Source organism: Pseudomonas putida (assembly GCF_028682635.1).
Taxonomy (GTDB): Bacteria; Pseudomonadota; Gammaproteobacteria; order Pseudomonadales; family Pseudomonadaceae; genus Aquipseudomonas; species Aquipseudomonas putida_AE.
Genome location: NZ_JANHLK010000009.1, coordinates 190,726 through 207,758 on the forward strand (window position 1 = coordinate 190,726; position 17,033 = coordinate 207,758).

Below are 17,033 nucleotides of genomic sequence, written 5' to 3' on the forward strand. Positions count from 1 at the left end.
GTACCGAAGAAGTTGTTCAGCCGTTCGACAATGCCCGGAAGGGAGGTTCCTTCAGTGGCAGGAAAACAGACAACATAGAAGTCATGATGTCAGTTTGGTTTTTCGCTCGCTGGCAAATGCTACTCTTCACCCGTTCGTCCGTCCCTGCGCGGCATGATGTCGCACAAAAAAACAGCTTTTCCCTGAAGAACGGTCATGTCTGCGTGCATTGAGGCTGAGGGAGAAGAGTGGCTGGCGAACCTGAATAATAATTGGGGGATACACAATGACCACGAGCATCACGGCGGACGGCCTTCAAGTCGGCCAGCCCGCGTTCCTGTCCAAGGAACGCATCATCGCCAAGCCCGGTTTCAACCGGTGGCTGGTGCCACCGGCCGCGCTGGCCATCCACCTGTGCATCGGCATGGCCTATGGCTTCTCGGTGTTCTGGTTGCCGCTGTCCAAGGCGCTGGGCATCACCGCGCCAGTGGCTTGTGCACCGGACATGGGCTTCATCGCCCAGGTCTTTTCTTCGCAATGCGACTGGCCGATTTCGATGCTCGGCTGGATCTACACCCTGTTCTTCATCTTCCTGGGCTGCTCGGCAGCCATCTGGGGTGGCTGGCTGGAACACGCCGGGCCACGCAAGGCGGGTGTTGTCTCGGCGCTGTGCTGGTGCGGCGGTCTGCTGATTTCCGCGCTGGGGGTCTATACCCACCAGATCTGGCTGATGTGGATCGGCTCGGGGGTCATTGGCGGTATCGGCCTGGGCCTGGGTTACATCTCGCCGGTGTCGACCCTGATAAAGTGGTTCCCGGACAAACGCGGCATGGCGACCGGCATGGCGATCATGGGCTTCGGCGGTGGCGCGATGGTCGGTGCCCCCCTGGCGGCGGCGTTGATGAGCCATTTCGCTTCACCGACCAGTGTCGGCGTGTGGCAGAGCTTCCTGGTCATGGCCGCGATCTATTTCGTGTTCATGATCGGCGGTGCGCTGTCCTATCGTGTACCGCCTACCGGCTGGAAACCTGAAGGCTGGACGGCACCTGTGAAAAAAGCCTCGAACGCGATGATCACCCACCGTCATGTGCATGTGAATGTGGCGTGGAAAACGCCACAATTCCGCCTGGTATGGCTGGTGCTGTGCCTGAACGTATCGGCGGGCATCGGAATCCTCGGCATGGCTTCGCCTCTGTTGCAGGAGGTGTTTGCCGGCAAGTTGCTGGGTAACGGCCTGGCATTTGGCCAGCTGGATGCCTCGCAATTGGCCTCGATTGCGGCGATCGCCGCTGGTTTCACCGGTTTGCTGAGCCTGTTCAACATCGGTGGCCGGTTCTTCTGGGCATCGTTCTCGGATTACCTGGGCCGTAAAAACACCTATTTCGTGTTCTTTGCCCTGGGTTTCGGGCTGTATGCATTGATCCCGAACCTCGGTCATCTGGGCAACGTTGCGCTGTTCGTGGCGGCGTTCTGCATCATCCTGTCGATGTACGGCGGTGGTTTCGCGACTGTCCCGGCGTACCTCGCGGACCTGTTCGGTACGCAAATGGTCGGCGCGATCCATGGTCGTCTGCTGACGGCCTGGGCTGCTGCCGGCGTGCTGGGTCCGGTGCTGGTGAACTACCTGCGTGAGTATCAGCTGAGCATCGGCGTTGAACGGGCCGCGGCTTACGACATCACCCTGTACATCCTCGCGGGCCTGCTGGTGTTGGGCTTCCTGTGCAACCTGCTGGTTCGTCCGGTGGCCGACAAGTACTTCATGACCGACGCCGAACTGGCTGCCGAACAGGCGCTGGGTCACGACAAAGGGGCTGACAGCAGTACGTCGCTGGAGTGGAAAGCGGCGGCGGGTACCAAGCCTCTGGCGCTTGCTGCGTGGTTGGTGGTGGGCATTCCGTTGGCGTGGGGTGTTTGGGTGACGCTGCAGAAGACGGCGGTACTCTTCCACTAACACCCAACCATGTGGGAGCGGGCTTGCTCGCGAAAGCGGTGTGTCAGTCAACATTCATGTGTCTGAAAATCCGCTTTCGCGAGCAAGCCCGCTCCCACATTTGATCCCCACTGGACGCAAATACCGCGTTTCGACTGCTTGTACTGACATGTACACCATTGGCCGTAGTGGATTCACTCCGTCAGCGATATCACCTCCCGTGTTTCTGTTTCGCGCCCGCGCCCCTATAATGGTTGCCTTTTTCGCCCAATGATTTTGCGGAGCTGGTGATGGCCGAACGTATGGCGTCAGTCGAGCGCGACACTCTGGAAACCCAGATCAAAGCCTCGATCAACCTGGATGGCACCGGAAAGGCCCGATTTGATATCGGTGTCCCTTTTCTTGAGCACATGCTGGACCAGATCGCCCGTCACGGGCTGATCGACCTGGATATCGTCAGCAAAGGCGACCTGCATATCGATGACCACCACACCGTGGAAGACGTCGGTATCACCCTGGGCCAGGCATTCACCAAAGCCATCGGCGACAAGAAAGGCATCCGTCGCTACGGCCACGCCTACGTGCCGCTCGATGAAGCGCTGTCGCGCGTGGTGATCGACTTCTCCGGCCGCCCAGGCCTGCAGATGCATGTTCCGTACACCCGTGCCACCGTCGGCGGCTTCGACGTTGACCTGTTCCAGGAATTCTTCCAGGGCTTCGTCAACCACGCCAACGTCACCCTGCACATCGACAACCTGCGTGGCCACAACACCCACCACCAGATCGAAACCGTGTTCAAGGCTTTCGGCCGCGCGCTGCGCATGGCTGTGGAGCTCGATGACCGCATGGCCGGGCAAATGCCTTCGACCAAGGGCGTCCTGTAATGCAGACAGTCGCGGTTATCGATTACGGCATGGGCAACCTGCACTCGGTGGCCAAGGCCCTCGAGCACGTCGGTGCCGGCAAGGTCCTGATCACCAGCGATGCCAACGTGATTCGCGAAGCCGACCGGGTGGTTTTCCCCGGCGTTGGCGCGATTCGCGACTGCATGGCGGAGATCCGTCGCCTGGGTTTCGATTCGCTGGTGCGTGAAGTCAGCCAGGACCGTCCGTTCCTCGGCATCTGCGTGGGCATGCAAGCCTTGCTCGAGCGCAGTGAAGAGAACGACGGCGTCGACTGCATTGGCTTGTTCCCGGGCCAGGTGAAGTTCTTCGGCAAGGATCTGGTCGAGGATGGCGAGCACCTGAAAGTCCCGCACATGGGCTGGAACGAAGTGAAGCAGAAGGTCAGTCATCCGCTGTGGCATGACATTCCGGACCTGGCGCGTTTCTACTTCGTGCACAGCTACTACATCGCCGCCGGCAATGCCCGGCAGGTGGTCGGTGGCGGTCACTACGGGGTCGACTTTGCCGCAGCGCTGGCCGAAGGCTCGCGTTTCGCCGTGCAGTTCCACCCGGAGAAAAGCCATACCCATGGCCTGCAGTTGCTGCAGAACTTCGCCGCGTGGGACGGTCGCTGGTAAATGGCCGTCAAGAAGAAGCCGCCGATCCTGACCCTCACTCCCGAGCAGGAGAGCGAGGCCAATCGCAAGATCAAGCGTTTCATGGAAGATCGCTTCGAGCTCGACCTCGGTTCGTTCGAGGCGGCCGAGATTCTTGAGCTGTTTACCCGTGAAATTGCTCCGCACTATTACAACAGGGCGATTTTCGATGTGCAGACGCACCTCAAAGAGAGGTTCGAAAGCATCGAAAGCGACCTGTGGGCGCTCGAAAAGGGCAGCTGAAAGCTACAAGCTTCAAGCTGCAAGAATTAGTACGCGTGCCTGCTTGCAGCTTATAGCTTGCAGCTTGCAGCTCTTTTGACGAAGGAAAAAGCATGCTCATTATTCCCGCTATCGATCTCAAAGACGGTGCCTGTGTTCGTCTGCGCCAGGGCCGCATGGAAGATTCCACAGTGTTCTCCGATGACCCGGTGAGCATGGCTGCCAAGTGGGTGGAGGGCGGTTGCCGTCGTCTGCATCTGGTCGACCTGAACGGCGCGTTCGAAGGCCAGCCGGTCAACGGCGAAGTGGTCACGGCGATTGCCAAGCGCTACCCGAACCTGCCGATCCAGATCGGCGGCGGTATCCGCTCCCTGGAAACCATCGAGCACTACGTGAAAGCGGGCGTGAGCTACGTGATCATCGGCACCAAAGCCGTGAAGGATCCGGCCTTCGTTGCCGAAGCCTGCCGTGCGTTCCCGGGCAAAATCATCGTGGGTCTGGATGCCAAGGACGGTTTCGTCGCCACTGACGGCTGGGCCGAAATCAGCACCATCCAGGTGATCGATCTGGCCAAGCAGTTCGAAGCCGACGGCGTGTCCTCGATCGTTTATACCGACATCGCCAAAGACGGCATGATGCAGGGTTGCAACGTGCCGTTCACCGCCGCGCTGGCCGCTGCCACGAAGATTCCGGTGATCGCTTCCGGCGGCATCCACAACCTGGGTGACATCAAGACCCTGCTCGACGCCAAGGCGCCAGGCATCATCGGCGCGATCACCGGCCGCGCGATTTATGAGGGCACTCTGGATGTTGCTGAGGCTCAAGCTTTTTGTGATGGCTACGCGGCCAGCTCCAAGCCATGAGCTGCAAGCTGCAAGTTAAAAGCGCGATCGTGATCCGCTCTTTCTTGCAGCTTGAAGCTTGAAGCTTCTTGATCGGAGATTAAGTCTATGGCGTTAGCCAAGCGCATCATCCCTTGCCTGGACGTGGACAACGGCCGGGTCGTCAAAGGTGTGAAGTTCGAGAACATCCGCGATGCCGGTGACCCGGTGGAAATCGCCCGTCGCTATGACGAGCAGGGTGCCGACGAGATTACCTTTCTCGACATCACCGCCAGCGTTGACGGTCGAGACACCACGCTGCATACCGTCGAGCGCATGGCCAGCCAGGTGTTCATTCCGCTGACCGTGGGCGGTGGCGTGCGCACCGTGCAGGACATTCGCAACCTGCTCAATGCCGGTGCGGACAAGGTCTCGATCAACACGGCGGCCGTTTTCAACCCGGAATTCGTCGGCGAAGCGGCGCAGCATTTTGGTTCGCAATGCATCGTGGTCGCGATCGATGCGAAGAAGGTCTCGGGACCTGGCGAAACCCCGCGCTGGGAAATCTTCACCCATGGCGGTCGCAAGCCAACCGGCCTCGACGCCGTTGAGTGGGCGAAGAAGATGGAAGGCCTGGGGGCCGGTGAGATCCTGCTGACCAGCATGGACCAGGACGGTATGAAAAATGGCTTCGATCTGGGCGTCACCCGCGCCATCAGCGATGCGTTGGGCATTCCGGTGATCGCTTCCGGTGGCGTCGGCAACCTGCAGCACCTGGCCGACGGCATTCTCGAAGGCCACGCCAGCGCAGTATTGGCAGCGAGCATTTTCCACTTCGGTGAATACACCGTTCAGGAAGCCAAGGCATACATGGCCCACCGCGGGATTGTGATGCGCTGAACAAACCGCTGCAGGCCAGTGGACATCATGGCGGGCTCAGGGCACTCTTGAGCACGCCATGGATTTCGGTAGCCAGACATGTTTAAAACCATTCTTCTTGTCCTCGCCAGCGCTTCCTTGTTGCTCCTAGGTAGTGCGCGCGCGGCAGACAGCTCCGCCACAGAGCTGGTGTTGCTGACGGAAAACTTCCCGCCCTACAACATGGCCAGGAACGGCAAAAACTTCGCTCAGGACGAGAACATCAATGGCATCGCCGTGGACATCGTCCGTGAGATTTTCAAGCGCGCCGATATCAGCTATAGCCTGACCCTGCGTTTTCCGTGGGAGCGGGTCTACAAGCTGGCACTGGAAAATCCCGGCTACGGTGCATTCGTGATGGCGCGTTTGCCGGACCGCGAGCGGCTCTTCAAGTGGGTCGGGCCGATCGGTCCGGATGACTGGATCATGCTGGCCAAGGCCGACAGCAAAATCTCCCTCGAAACGCTGGAAGACGCGCGCAAGTACAGGATTGGCGCGTACAAGGGCGACGCCATTGCCATGACACTGGCCAAACAAGGCTTGAAGCCGGTGGTGGTGCTGCGCGACCAGGACAACGCGAAGAAACTGGTCAACGGCCAGATCGACCTGTGGGCCACCGGTGATCCGGCCGGACGCTACCTGGCGCGTCTGGAAGGCGTGAGCGGGCTAAAGACAGTGCTGCGCTTCAACAGCGCCGAGCTCTATCTGGCGTTGAACAAGGATGTGCCGGACGATACGGTGGCCAAACTGCAGGCGGCGCTGGACCAGATGCGCAAGGAAGGCAAGGTGGACGAGATCATGGCGCAGTATCTGTAAGGTAGATCAAAAGATCGCCGCCTGTTGTAGCTGCGGCAGGCTGCGATCTTTTCAGCGGTAAACCCCATCCTTTCCATGCGCAGCCGTCGCGCGATTACCGCGCACGCTGATCATCTGCTTGATATCAATCCACTCGATCCCCTGGGCTTTCAACTTCGGCAACTCGCGCTCCAGCACCGCCAGGGTCTGCGGATACGGATGCCCGATCATCACCGCTGATCCCTGCTTGTGAGCCAGGCTGATCGCTGTCTGCAACTGGGTGAAAATTGCCGCTTCAGTGCGCTCATCATCCAGGAACACATCACGCGAAACGCTCGCCAATCCGATCTTCTGCGCCTCGGCGGCGGCCACCGTCTGTGCGCTGGTGCGGCTATCCAGGAATAGCTTGTGTCGACGCTGCAAGTCAGCCATCAACCAGGCCATGGCCGGTCGTTGGGCGGTCATGCGGCTGCCCATATGGTTATTGATGCCGGCGGTGTAGGGCACCACCTCAAGGGCGGCGTTCAGGCGTTTCTCAAGCTCGTCGATGGGCAAGTCAGGACGCCAGGCGAACGGCCCGGTGGCCGGGTCCATGGGCATGTGCAGGATGACGATCTTGCCGGCGCGATGGGCCTCGCGGGCGAATTCGGTGGCGTGGGGGGTGTCAGGCATGATCGCCGCAGTCACAGGGCCCGGCAGGGCCAGTACCTGGCGATCCCGGGGCAGGCTCTGCCCCAGGTCATCGATGATCAGCGTGATATAGGCCTTTTGCGGGGCGGGCGCTGCGTGAGCAACACTCGCCAGGCAACACAACAGCCCCAAGGCTAACCGCAATAGCATCTCAGCGGCCGGACGTGATGCTCAGCCCTTTGAGCAGGCTCAGGGCCTGGGCCAGTTGGTAATCGTCGTCCTGCGGCATCGGCTTGGCCTTGCCGCCGGAACTGCTCGGCTTGTCGGCGCCGCCGTTGCCATTGCCCAGGTGACCCTGCAGATCGGCTTCCTTGAAGTAGTCGCCGTCTTGCTCGTTGGTGATCTTGGCCCTGCGCACTTCGATGTCCGGGATGATGCCCTGGGCCTGGATCGAGCGGCCGTTTGGCGTGTAGTACAGCGCCGTGGTGATCTTCAGGGCGCGCTCGTTGTTCAGAGGCAGCACGGTTTGCACCGAGCCTTTGCCGAAACTCGGCGTACCCATGACCACCGCACGTTTCTGGTCCTGCAGGGCGCCGGCGACGATTTCCGAGGCCGAGGCGCTGCCGCCGTTGATCAGCGTGACCATCGGCACGGCTTCGCTTTCGTCCTTGCCGGTGGCGGAGAAGCGCAGTTCGGAGTTGGCGATGCGGCCCTTGGTGTAGACGATCAGGCCCTTGGTGATGAAGTGGTCGACCACTTCCACCGCCGCTTGCAGCACGCCGCCCGGGTTGTTGCGCAGGTCGAGGATGATGCCGTTGAGTTTCTTGCCGTTGTCTTTGCGCAGCTTGGCCAGGGCCTTGGACACTTCTTCGCCGGTCTTGACCTGGAACTGGGTGATGCGGATGTAGCCATAGCCCGACTCGAGCAATTGGCTCTTCACGCTCTTCACCTGAATGATGGCGCGGGCCAGGGTCACATCGAACGGGGTGCCGCCGTCGCGGACCAGGGTCAGGGTGATTTTCTGGCCGATCTTGCCGCGCATCTTGTCCACGGCTTCGGTCATGGTCTGGCCGCGAGTGGGCTGGCCGTTGATCTTGACGATGAAGTCGCCCGCCTGGATGCCAGCCTTGGAGGCCGGCGTGTCATCGATCGGCGACACCACCTTGATGAAGCCGTCCTCGGCGCCGACTTCGATGCCCAGGCCGCCAAACTCGCCGCTGGTGCTTTCCTGCAGTTCAGCGAAGTCTTCAGGGCCCAGGTAGGCGGAGTGCGGGTCAAGGTTGCTGAGCATGCCCTTGATCGCGTTTTCCAGCAGGGTCTTGTCGTCTACCGGTTCGACATACGCGGCCTTGATCCGATCCATGACCTCGGCAAAGGTGCGCAACTCTTCCAGCGGCAATGGCGCCTTGGTGGTCGCGGCAGTGCCCGCAGGCGCGACTGCCGGGGCCGGCTGAGCGGCAAACGCCAGAGGCGCGCCGATCACCAGGGCGATCGTCAGGGCCAGCGAGGTAAGGCGGGACAAATACAGCATGTCGAACGAACTCCTAATGTAGGTGACTCAGCGCCTATCCTTGCGCGCGGCACCATTGCGCCGGATCACTCGGGTGACCCTGCTGACGAATCGCAAAATACAACGCTGGTGTGTCCTGCCCGCCACTGTTACCGACAGTGGAGATGGATTCACCGGCTTTTACCACGTCACCCGCAGACTTGAGCAGTGTCTGGTTGTGACCATAAAGACTCAAAAAACCGTTACCGTGGTCGAGAATCACCAGCAGCCCGGCACCGCGCAACCAGTCGGCGAACACCACGCGACCGCCATGCACCGCGTGCACGGTGCTGCCGGCAGAAGCGCCGATCATCACGCCGTCCCACTTGGTCCGGGTATCGTCGCCACGGCTTTCACCGAAGCGTGCCAACAGTCGACCATCAACCGGCCACGGAAGTTTGCCGCGGGTAGACGCAAATGCACCGCCAAAAGTTTCGCCTGAGCTTGAAACCAATGCGCCGGGTGTTGATTTAACGGGTTTGCGTGGGGCGTCATCGCTGGCATCTGCCTGCGCCTGGGCCTCACGTAAACGCTTTTTTTCGGCTTCCTGCTGGGCAATCAGCGCTTTCTGTCGCGCCTCTTCTGCCTCACGAGCCTGGCGGGCCAGGGTTTCCTCAATGGTTTTAAGGACTTTAGACAGGTCTGCATGATCCTGCTCACGGGCTGCCAGTTTCTGGTCGCGAGCCTTCACGTCGTCGTTGAGCTTGGCCAGGACTTGCTGGCGCTCCTGGCGAACCTTCTCGAGTTCGCCACGCTGGGTTTCGAGGCTGCTCTGTTGCACCAGCAACTGCGCTTGCTGCAGGCCGATGTCTTTTTCGACATTGGCCAGCTGGCGCAGGGTTTCGTTGAAATTCTTCAGCTGCTCCAGGCGGGCCTGGCTCAGGTAGTCGTAATAAGTGAGCGTGCGGGCGAACTTCTCGGGGTTCTGCTGGTTGAGCAGTAGTTTCAAGTACTCCTGGCGGCCGTTCTGATAAGCCGCGCGGGCCTGGATGGCGATCAGTCGCTGCTGTTCAGTGCGCGCGCTCTGGAGTTTTTTTTTCTCCGCATCGAGTCGCTGCAACTCGGATTCGCTTTTCTGCAGCTCTTTTTGCAGGGCTTCGACCTGCTTCTCGAGCTTGCCCATCTCGGTCTCGGTGCCCTTGAGGTCTTTTTGCACGCCGGACTTTTCTTGCTGCAGCTTGCCCAGCAGTTTTTTCAGCTCGGCAATGTCCTGACGCGTGGCGTCCAACTGTTGCTGGGTTTGCGCGCGCTCGTCGGCGAAGGCCGGTTGGAGCAGGCAAGTCAGGGCAAGGGCTATCAGGACGCGGAGCATAGAGGCGGGCGACACCAGGGAAAGGGACGTCCTAGTATGCCCGCCAAGCGCAGCAAAAAAAATGCCCATTTCTGACTGTGTGATGACTGGACCCAAAAACACCCTAAAACCAATGTGGGAGCGGGCTTGCTCGCGAATGCGATGGGTCAGGCGACGACGATGTCGACTGATACTGCGCATTCGCGAGCAAGCCCGCTCCCACAGGGTTTTATGGTGTTCGGGAAATCCTGGTCAGACCAGAATCGAAGTCCCGGTCATTTCCGCCGGTTGTTCCAGGCCCAGCAGTTTCAGCATGGTCGGTGCCACGTCCGCCAGCACGCCGCCTTCGCGGACTTTCAGGTCGCGCTTTCCGACATAGATGAAGGGCACCGGCTCGGTGGTGTGCGCGGTATGGGCCTGGCCGGTGGCCTCGTCGGACATTTGCTCGACGTTGCCATGGTCGGCGGTGATCAGGGCTTCGCCGCCGACTTTATCCAGCGCTTCGACGATGCGGCCGACGCAAAGGTCCAGGCACTCGACCGCCTTGACCGCCGCTTCGAACACGCCGCTGTGGCCAACCATGTCGCCGTTGGCGTAGTTGACCACGATCACGTCGTAACGCTGGTTTTCGATGGCGTCGACGATGCGGTCGGTGACTTCCGGAGCGCTCATCTCCGGCTGCAGGTCGTAGGTGGCGACTTTCGGCGACGGGATCAGGATGCGCTCTTCGCCCGGGAAAGGTTCTTCACGACCGCCGGAGAAGAAGAAGGTCACGTGGGCGTATTTTTCGGTTTCGGCGATGCGCAGCTGGGTCTTGCCGTTTTTCGCCAGGTAGTCGCCCAGCACGTTTTCCAGGCTGCCGGCAGCGAAGGCCGAAGGTGCAGGAATGCTGGCGGCGTATTGGGTCAGCATGACGAAGCCGGCCAGTTTTGGCTGACGGGCACGCTCGAATTCCTTGAAATCGTCTTCGACGAACACGCGGGTCAGTTCTCGGGCGCGGTCGGCGCGGAAGTTCATGAACACCACGGCGTCGCCGTCTTCGACCTTCACCGGCTCACCGATGGAGGTGGCTTTGACGAACTCGTCGCTCTCGCCACGCGCGTACGCGGCCTGCAGGCCTTCCTGGGCGGTGGCGGCGTTGAATTCGCCATGGCCGTCGACGATCAGGTTGTAGGCCTGGGATACACGGTCCCAGCGGTTGTCGCGATCCATGGCGAAATAACGGCCGATGAGGCTGGCGATGCGGCCTTTGCCCAGGGCCTGGAAGGTGGCGTCCAGCAGTTCGATCGACGATTGCGCGCTTTTCGGCGGGGTATCGCGGCCGTCGAGGAAGGCGTGCAGGTAGATTTTTTCAGCGCCGCGCTTGGCGGCCAGTTCGGCCATGGCGACCAGGTGATCCTGGTGGCTGTGCACGCCGCCATCGGACAGCAGGCCCATGAAGTGCACGGCTTTACCGGCGGCGACGGCTTTATCCACGGCGGCGCAGATGGTCGGGTTCTCGAAGAACTCGCCGTCGCGGATCGATTTGGTCACGCGGGTGAAGTCCTGGTACACCACGCGGCCGGCGCCGAGGTTCATGTGGCCAACTTCGGAGTTGCCCATCTGGCCATCCGGCAGGCCAACGTCCATGCCGCTGCCGGAAATCAGGCCGTTGGGCACGGTGGCCCACAAACGATCCAGTACCGGCTTCTTCGCCGCAAAGATGGCGTTGGATTCAGGGCTCTCACTGTGACCGAAGCCGTCGAGAATAATCAGGACCAAAGGTTTAGGCGTGGTAGTCATGGAGTCCGCTCGTGGCTAAATTAAAAGAGGGCGATGGAAAAGGGAGTGGCAGTTTAAAGCGAAGTTCCGGCCACGTCACCGCCGGACGGGGTTTGGCCCACCATAGTGGCTGTGTATACTGGCCGACATTTTAACGCCCTGGAACCTCCTTCGATGGTTGCTCACCTGATTGAATTTGCCACTAACCACTACATCCTCGTCGGTATCTTCGTCGTACTGCTGGCGTTGCTGATCGCCTATCAGATGCAGGGCGGCGGCCGTAGCCTGAGCACTGGCGAACTGACTGGCCTTGTCAACAAGGATGCCGGCGTGGTGATCGACATTCGTCCGACCAAGGACTTCGCCGCCGGTCATATTGTAGGCGCGCTGAGCATTCCTCACGACAAACTGGCTGCACGCGTCGGCGAGCTGGAAAAACACAAGGCCAAGACCATCATCCTGGTCGACGCCATGGGCCAGACGGCCGGTACCCACGCCCGCGAGCTGGTGAAGGCAGGTTTCACCGCCGCCAAGCTGTCCGGTGGTGTGTCCAGCTGGAAAGCCGACAATCTGCCGCTGGTGAAGTGATATGAGCAACGTCGTCGTCTATTCCAGCGATTACTGCCCTTATTGCTCCCGAGCCAAGTACCTGCTCGAGAACAAAGGCGTGGCCTTCGAAGAGATCAAGGTCGATGGCAAGCCGCAGGTGCGCGCCGCGATGGCTCAGAAAGCCGGACGCACGTCCGTGCCGCAGATCTGGATCGGCAGCACCCACGTTGGCGGTTGTGATGATTTGTTTGCCCTGGAGCGCGCCGGCAAGCTCGACGCGCTGCTCAAGGCCTGAAATTCCATACCCTATAAAAGCCCAAGATCAGAAAGGATCTGAGATGACTGACCAACAGAACACTGCAGCCAGCGAAGAAGAAACCGCACCGCAATTCTCCTTGCAGCGCATCTACGTACGTGACTTGTCCTTCGAAGCCCCGAAAAGCCCGGCGATCTTCCGCCAGCAGTGGGAGCCGAGTGTCGGTCTGGATCTCAATACCCGTCAAAAGGCTCTGGAAGGCGACTTCCACGAGGTCGTGCTGACCCTGTCGGTCACCGTGAAGAACGGTGACGAAGTGGCATTCATCGCCGAAGTGCAACAGGCGGGTATCTTCCTGATCAAGAACCTCGACGACGCTTCGATGAGCCACACCCTGGGTGCATTCTGCCCGAACATCCTGTTCCCGTACGCTCGCGAAGCGCTGGACAGCCTGGTGACCCGTGGTTCGTTCCCGGCCCTGATGCTGGCTCCGGTGAACTTCGACGCGCTGTACGCGCAAGAACTGCAACGCATGCAGGCAGCGGGCGAGACGCCGACCGTTCAATAAAAGCTTCGTTTGCTCCATGAAAAAAGCGCCTATTCAGAGGCGCTTTTTTCATGGAGCAAACGAAACCTTCGAGTAGGAGCTGGCTTGCCAGCGAAGGGCCATAACATTCAACCTTTGAGCTGGCCGATACACCGCTTTCGCTGCGATGCGGCGACCCGACAAGCCAGCTCCTACAAGGACGGTGGTGTTATTTGAAATCGTTTTGGCGCCAGGCCTCGTACACGGCCACCGCGACAGTGTTGGACAGGTTCAGGCTGCGGCAGCCTTCACGCATCGGCAGACGCAAGCGTTGTTCTGCGGGCAGGGCGTCGAGCACATCGGAGGGCAGGCCACGGCTTTCCGGGCCGAACAGGAACGCATCGCCCGGTTCGAAGCTGGCGTCGTGGAACGGTCGCGAGCCCTTGGTGGTGAAGGCAAACACCCGCGGATGACCGAGGCTTTCCAGGCAGCTGGCCAAGTCCGCGTGGCGTTGCAGGGTGGCATACTCGTGGTAATCGAGGCCGGCCCGGCGCAGGCGCTTGTCGTCCATCTCGAAGCCCAGCGGTTCGATCAAATGCAGGTGGCAGCCACTGTTGGCGCACAGCCTGATAACGTTGCCGGTGTTCGGCGGAATTTCTGGTTGGAAAAGGATGACGTGAAACATGCACGGCTCCGAAGGTAAAGATGAGCGGCATTCTACGCCGCAAGCCGACCCTCGTTCGAAACTATTCCCGCGTGTGATGGCTTCACTGGCAATCGTCGGGGTCATGGTGGGGCTGATGATCGGTCGCCTGACCACTCCCGACCCCAGTCAATTGCAGCAGGTCGAGGTCACCGGTGACGGGCTGGTGGTGTGGTTCAACAACGAACCCAAGACCCACGGTGAGATCGTCGATGGCAGCGTTGCGCTGCTGTTCGAGGCTGAGGGCAGGGCGCAGAAGGGCCAGCTCAAGCTCCATGACAAGGACGTGAACTGGCGCGTGCGTAAAAGTGATGGGGGATTGTTGCTGACGCTGGTGGCGGCCCGGCCCCTGCAGGGGGAGTGGACCGGTAGCGAGGTCGATGACCGCTGGCGGCTGGAGATCCATCTCCGGGAGCAATAAAAGAGGGGAATCCCCGGCCTGCCTGTACCAAGGTCCCCAAAACGGGAGGGTTCGCGCATCGCGCCTGAACCCGGTGTAAAGAGGGAATCCCCGGCCTGCCTGTACCAAGGACCCCAAAACTGGGGGGGGCTCGTCGCTTGTGCGGTGTGAGCCCGGTGTAAAGAGGGGAATCCCCGGCCTGCCTGTACCAAGGTCCCCGAAACTGGGTAGTGATCTGAATCACTGATGAGACTATTGCAGGGGGCGTGCCAGCTTTTAACAAGTTGAAACAGAAAGTTGCCCGCAAGCGTCAAAAGCCCCGCAATCCGAGGCTTTCGTGTTTTTTCGATAGGGGTTCGATTGCGAACGCAGGGGTGATTTCAGATCAGTTGCCGTGCGCGATTGCGGGTCACTGTGCATTCAGTCGGTGCGCGCGGATCTGAATGTGGGAGCGGGCTTGCTCGCGAAAGCGGTGTGTCAGTCCACATTGATGTTGAATCTGATGGCCCCTTCGCGAGCAAGCCCGCTCCCACATTGTTCGGTGTAAACCATCGGCCCTGCTTAACCCTCATCCCCCTCATCATCATCCCCACCATCAACCTTCATCCCCAGCTCCTTGATCTTGCGAGTCAGGGTGTTGCGCCCCCAGCCCAGCAGCACGGCGGCATCCCGGCGGCGGCCGGCGGTGTGCTTGAGGGCGGTTTCGATCATGATCCGCTCGAAGGTCGGCACCGCACTGTCCAGCAGGCTGGACTGACCGCGAGCCAGGGCCTGGTCGGCCCATTGGCGCAGCGCCTGTTCCCAGTTGGTCACCGGCGCCGAATCCTGCGGAAGGCTCAGCAGCTCCGGTGGCAGGTCGCCGATGTGCACTTCGCGACCCGAAGCCATCACGGTGATCCAGCGGCAGGTGTTCTCCAGCTGGCGCACGTTGCCCGGCCATGGCAGGTTCTTCAGGTATTCCTCTGTTTCGCTCTTCAGCAGTTTCGGCTCGACGGCCAGTTCCTGCGCGGCGCGGCTGAGGAAATGCTTGGCCAGGGTCGGGATGTCTTCGCGACGGTCCGACAGGCGCGGTATGTGGATGCGGATCACGTTGAGGCGGTGGAACAGGTCTTCACGGAATTTCCCTGCATGCACCAGGGTTTCCAGGTTCTGGTGCGTCGCGGCGATGATCCGCACATCGACTTTGACCGGGACGTGACCCCCGACACGGTAGAACTCGCCGTCGGCCAGTACGCGCAGCAAACGGGTCTGGGTGTCGGCCGGCATGTCGCCGATTTCATCAAGAAACAGCGTACCGCCATCGGCCTGCTCGAAACGCCCGCGACGCAGGTTGGCCGCGCCAGTGAAGGCGCCTTTCTCATGGCCGAACAGCTCGGATTCCATCAGGTCTTTTGGGATCGCCGCCATGTTCAGTGCAATGAACGGCGAAGCCGCGCGTGGGCTGTGGCGGTGCAGGGCGTGGGCCACCAGTTCTTTACCGGTACCCGATTCGCCGTTGATCAACACGGTGATGTTGGAATGGCTCAGGCGCCCGATGGCGCGAAACACTTCCTGCATCGCCGGCGCTTCGCCGATGATTTCCGGGGTGCGGGTCAATGCGACCGGGACTTCCAGGCCTTGCTGTTCCTGGGCGTGCTGGTTGGCGCGCTTGACCAGCGAGACCGCCTCGTCGACATCGAACGGCTTGGGCAGGTATTCGAATGCGCCGCCCTGATAGGACGCGACAGCGCTGTCCAGATCGGAGTGCGCGGTCATGATGATCACTGGCAGCCGTGGGTGTTGCTCGCGAATCCGCGCCAGGAGGTCCAGGCCGCTGGCACCGGGCATGCGGATGTCGGAGATGATCACGTCCGGCTGCTGGCGCGCCAGGCGGCTCATCACGCCATCGGCGCTGTCGAAGCTTTGCGTGGTCATGCCTTCCTGCTGCAAGGCTTTTTCCAGGACCCAACGGATAGAACGGTCGTCATCGACGATCCACACGGTTTCACTACGGCTCATGTCGATGTGGCTCCTTGTTCCAGTGGCAGAAAGATCGAGAACGTGGTGTGGCCGGGGTGGCTGTCACATTCGATCAAGCCCTGGTGCTGGCTGATGATGTTCTGGGTAATGGCCAGGCCCAGCCCGGTACCGTCCGGACGGCCGCTGACCATGGGGAAGAAGATGGTTTCCTGAAGATCCGCAGGAATGCCCGGACCGTTGTCGATAATTTCGATCTTGGTCACCAGGCGGTGGCGCACATGACCAATGGTGAACTGGCGCATGGCCCGGGTGCGCAGGGTGATGCGGCCCAGGCGCAACTCGTTCTGGCTGCTGATAGCCTGCATCGCGTTGCGCACGATATTCAGCACGGCCTGGATCATTTGTTCACGATCGATCAGGACGTCAGGAATGCTCGGGTCGTAGTCGCGCACCAGCGTGATGCAGCCCTGGCTTTCGGCCTCGACCAGATGGCAGACGCGCTCCAGCACTTCGTGAATGTTGCACATGGCCAGCGATGGCAACTTGTTCGAGCCGAGCATGCGATCGACCAGGTTGCGCAGGCGATCGGCCTCTTCAATGATGACATTGGTGTAGTCGCGCAGGCTTTCTTCCGGCAGCTCGCGTGCCAGCAGCTGCGCCGCGCCGCGGATACCACCCAGCGGATTCTTGATTTCATGGGCCAGGCCGCGGACCAGCATCTTGCTGGTTTCCTGCTTCGACAGCTGGGCCTCTTCCTTGGTGATGCGCAGCAAGCGGTCGCGGGGATGGACTTCGAGCAGGAGCAGGGTATCGCCATTGCTCAGGATCGGCGTTACCGCGTAATCGACCGTCAGGGTCTGGCCGGTGAGGGCGGTGAGCATGGCTTCGCGCTTGGTGAACGGATGCGCCTGCTGCACCGCCTGGCGCAATGAATTGAGCGCCTCGGTGGATTCGGTGAACAGCTCGCTGATGAACTGCCCATGGCTGCGCTGGCCGCTGATGGCCAGGAGCATTTCCGCCGCGGGGTTCATGTACTCAAGGCGCAGTTCGGCGTTGAGCAGAATGGTGGCGGTGGTCAGGTTGTCGAGAAGCAAGCGATGCAGTGCGTCACTGATGGTCATTCAGGACCTCTTTTGGAGCAGGGCGCGCGCATGAATAAAGCGCTGATACGAGGAAAATGCAAAAACCAAACCAAGGCTCCGAA

The 17,033-nt window shown here is 60.7% G+C and carries 18 protein-coding genes; 11 read left to right on the forward strand and 7 right to left on the reverse strand.

What is annotated here, in order from left to right; genetic code table 11:
* Window positions 1–265 precede the first annotated feature (265 nt).
* The 7 genes from NPS56_RS14070 to NPS56_RS14100 all read left to right on the forward strand — a co-directional run bounded on the left by NPS56_RS14070 (window position 266) and on the right by NPS56_RS14100 (window position 6,226).
* Window positions 266–1,930 carry an OFA family MFS transporter gene (locus NPS56_RS14070; RefSeq protein WP_274075146.1) on the forward strand — a complete coding sequence of 555 codons (1,665 nt, stop codon included), beginning with the start codon at window positions 266–268 and terminating at the stop codon, window positions 1,928–1,930.
* 269 nt (window positions 1,931–2,199) lie between these two features.
* Complete coding sequence (gene hisB, locus NPS56_RS14075) at window positions 2,200–2,793, forward strand: imidazoleglycerol-phosphate dehydratase HisB (RefSeq protein WP_007939452.1); 594 nt, start codon at window positions 2,200–2,202, stop codon at window positions 2,791–2,793.
* Window positions 2,793–3,431 (forward strand): imidazole glycerol phosphate synthase subunit HisH, encoded by a 639-nt coding sequence (gene hisH / locus NPS56_RS14080; protein WP_077186145.1) that lies wholly within the window; start codon window positions 2,793–2,795, stop codon window positions 3,429–3,431. The genes hisB and hisH overlap by 1 nt, the downstream gene beginning before the upstream one ends.
* Complete coding sequence (locus tag NPS56_RS14085) at window positions 3,432–3,692, forward strand: DUF2164 domain-containing protein (protein WP_274075147.1); 261 nt, start codon at window positions 3,432–3,434, stop codon at window positions 3,690–3,692.
* A gap of 92 nt (window positions 3,693–3,784) precedes the next feature.
* Complete coding sequence (gene hisA / locus NPS56_RS14090) at window positions 3,785–4,534, forward strand: 1-(5-phosphoribosyl)-5-[(5-phosphoribosylamino)methylideneamino]imidazole-4-carboxamide isomerase (RefSeq protein WP_274075148.1); 750 nt, start codon at window positions 3,785–3,787, stop codon at window positions 4,532–4,534.
* An 87-nt stretch (window positions 4,535–4,621) separates the two neighbouring features.
* Window positions 4,622–5,392, forward strand: a complete 771-nt coding sequence (gene hisF / locus NPS56_RS14095; protein ID WP_007897430.1) for an imidazole glycerol phosphate synthase subunit HisF — start codon at window positions 4,622–4,624, stop codon at window positions 5,390–5,392.
* A 78-nt stretch (window positions 5,393–5,470) separates the two neighbouring features.
* Window positions 5,471–6,226, forward strand: a complete 756-nt coding sequence (locus NPS56_RS14100; protein WP_274075149.1) for a substrate-binding periplasmic protein — start codon at window positions 5,471–5,473, stop codon at window positions 6,224–6,226.
* A gap of 51 nt (window positions 6,227–6,277) precedes the next feature.
* On the opposite strand, the gene NPS56_RS14105 is transcribed toward NPS56_RS14100, so the two are convergent.
* The 4 genes from NPS56_RS14105 to gpmI all read right to left on the reverse strand — a co-directional run bounded on the left by NPS56_RS14105 (window position 6,278) and on the right by gpmI (window position 11,457).
* On the reverse strand, window positions 6,278–7,045 hold the full coding sequence (locus NPS56_RS14105; RefSeq protein WP_274075150.1) for a divergent polysaccharide deacetylase family protein: 768 nt from the start codon (window positions 7,043–7,045) through the stop codon (window positions 6,278–6,280).
* Between the two features lies 1 nt (window position 7,046).
* Window positions 7,047–8,366 carry a S41 family peptidase gene (locus tag NPS56_RS14110; RefSeq protein WP_274075151.1) on the reverse strand — a complete coding sequence of 440 codons (1,320 nt, stop codon included), beginning with the start codon at window positions 8,364–8,366 and terminating at the stop codon, window positions 7,047–7,049.
* Window positions 8,367–8,400: 34 nt separating this feature from the next.
* Window positions 8,401–9,696 carry a murein hydrolase activator EnvC family protein gene (locus NPS56_RS14115; protein ID WP_274075152.1) on the reverse strand — a complete coding sequence of 432 codons (1,296 nt, stop codon included), beginning with the start codon at window positions 9,694–9,696 and terminating at the stop codon, window positions 8,401–8,403.
* Window positions 9,697–9,927: 231 nt separating this feature from the next.
* Window positions 9,928–11,457, reverse strand: a complete 1,530-nt coding sequence (gene gpmI, locus NPS56_RS14120; protein ID WP_274075153.1) for a 2,3-bisphosphoglycerate-independent phosphoglycerate mutase — start codon at window positions 11,455–11,457, stop codon at window positions 9,928–9,930.
* A gap of 153 nt (window positions 11,458–11,610) precedes the next feature.
* Between gpmI and NPS56_RS14125 the strand changes: the two genes are divergently transcribed.
* The 3 genes from NPS56_RS14125 to secB are packed head-to-tail and all read left to right on the forward strand — an operon-like array spanning window position 11,611 to window position 12,809.
* A complete protein-coding gene (locus NPS56_RS14125; protein ID WP_274075154.1) occupies window positions 11,611–12,024 on the forward strand; it encodes a rhodanese-like domain-containing protein in 414 nt (137 codons plus the stop codon).
* A gap of 1 nt (window position 12,025) precedes the next feature.
* Window positions 12,026–12,280: a glutaredoxin 3 gene (grxC, locus tag NPS56_RS14130; RefSeq protein WP_008058538.1), complete on the forward strand. Its 255-nt coding sequence runs from the start codon at window positions 12,026–12,028 to the stop codon at window positions 12,278–12,280.
* A gap of 43 nt (window positions 12,281–12,323) precedes the next feature.
* A complete protein-coding gene (secB, locus tag NPS56_RS14135) occupies window positions 12,324–12,809 on the forward strand; it encodes a protein-export chaperone SecB (RefSeq protein ID WP_274075155.1) in 486 nt (161 codons plus the stop codon).
* A 187-nt stretch (window positions 12,810–12,996) separates the two neighbouring features.
* On the opposite strand, the gene trmL is transcribed toward secB, so the two are convergent.
* On the reverse strand, window positions 12,997–13,452 hold the full coding sequence (gene trmL / locus NPS56_RS14140; RefSeq protein WP_274075156.1) for a tRNA (uridine(34)/cytosine(34)/5-carboxymethylaminomethyluridine(34)-2'-O)-methyltransferase TrmL: 456 nt from the start codon (window positions 13,450–13,452) through the stop codon (window positions 12,997–12,999).
* Here trmL and NPS56_RS14145 point away from each other — a divergent pair.
* Window positions 13,451–13,891, forward strand: coding sequence for a hypothetical protein (locus tag NPS56_RS14145; protein ID WP_274075157.1), 441 nt, complete (start codon window positions 13,451–13,453; stop codon window positions 13,889–13,891). The two genes, trmL and NPS56_RS14145, sit on opposite strands and share 2 nt — an antisense overlap.
* Before the next feature lie 540 nt (window positions 13,892–14,431).
* Here the strand turns inward: NPS56_RS14145 and ntrC are convergent.
* Window positions 14,432–15,868, reverse strand: coding sequence for a nitrogen regulation protein NR(I) (gene ntrC / locus NPS56_RS14150; protein WP_274075158.1), 1,437 nt, complete (start codon window positions 15,866–15,868; stop codon window positions 14,432–14,434).
* A complete protein-coding gene (gene glnL / locus NPS56_RS14155; protein WP_274075159.1) occupies window positions 15,865–16,950 on the reverse strand; it encodes a nitrogen regulation protein NR(II) in 1,086 nt (361 codons plus the stop codon). The genes ntrC and glnL overlap by 4 nt, the downstream gene beginning before the upstream one ends.
* Between the last annotated feature and the right edge of the window lie 83 nt (window positions 16,951–17,033).

Bases quoted from the DNA above. Each gene is read 5' to 3' on its own strand.
- NPS56_RS14125 (WP_274075154.1), top strand. From the start codon at position 11,611: ATGGTTGCTCACCTGATTGAATTTGCCACTAACCACTACATCCTCGTC.
- gpmI (WP_274075153.1), bottom strand. From the start codon at position 11,457: ATGACTACCACGCCTAAACCTTTGGTCCTGATTATTCTCGACGGCTTC.
- glnL (WP_274075159.1), bottom strand. From the start codon at position 16,950: ATGACCATCAGTGACGCACTGCATCGCTTGCTTCTCGACAACCTGACC.
- hisB (WP_007939452.1), top strand. From the start codon at position 2,200: ATGGCCGAACGTATGGCGTCAGTCGAGCGCGACACTCTGGAAACCCAG.
- secB (WP_274075155.1), top strand. From the start codon at position 12,324: ATGACTGACCAACAGAACACTGCAGCCAGCGAAGAAGAAACCGCACCG.
- trmL (WP_274075156.1), bottom strand. From the start codon at position 13,452: ATGTTTCACGTCATCCTTTTCCAACCAGAAATTCCGCCGAACACCGGC.
- NPS56_RS14100 (WP_274075149.1), top strand. From the start codon at position 5,471: ATGTTTAAAACCATTCTTCTTGTCCTCGCCAGCGCTTCCTTGTTGCTC.
- NPS56_RS14085 (WP_274075147.1), top strand. From the start codon at position 3,432: ATGGCCGTCAAGAAGAAGCCGCCGATCCTGACCCTCACTCCCGAGCAG.
- NPS56_RS14115 (WP_274075152.1), bottom strand. From the start codon at position 9,696: ATGCTCCGCGTCCTGATAGCCCTTGCCCTGACTTGCCTGCTCCAACCG.
- NPS56_RS14070 (WP_274075146.1), top strand. From the start codon at position 266: ATGACCACGAGCATCACGGCGGACGGCCTTCAAGTCGGCCAGCCCGCG.
- NPS56_RS14105 (WP_274075150.1), bottom strand. From the start codon at position 7,045: ATGCTATTGCGGTTAGCCTTGGGGCTGTTGTGTTGCCTGGCGAGTGTT.
- grxC (WP_008058538.1), top strand. From the start codon at position 12,026: ATGAGCAACGTCGTCGTCTATTCCAGCGATTACTGCCCTTATTGCTCC.
- NPS56_RS14110 (WP_274075151.1), bottom strand. From the start codon at position 8,366: ATGCTGTATTTGTCCCGCCTTACCTCGCTGGCCCTGACGATCGCCCTG.
- hisF (WP_007897430.1), top strand. From the start codon at position 4,622: ATGGCGTTAGCCAAGCGCATCATCCCTTGCCTGGACGTGGACAACGGC.
- hisA (WP_274075148.1), top strand. From the start codon at position 3,785: ATGCTCATTATTCCCGCTATCGATCTCAAAGACGGTGCCTGTGTTCGT.
- hisH (WP_077186145.1), top strand. From the start codon at position 2,793: ATGCAGACAGTCGCGGTTATCGATTACGGCATGGGCAACCTGCACTCG.
- NPS56_RS14145 (WP_274075157.1), top strand. From the start codon at position 13,451: ATGCACGGCTCCGAAGGTAAAGATGAGCGGCATTCTACGCCGCAAGCC.
- ntrC (WP_274075158.1), bottom strand. From the start codon at position 15,868: ATGAGCCGTAGTGAAACCGTGTGGATCGTCGATGACGACCGTTCTATC.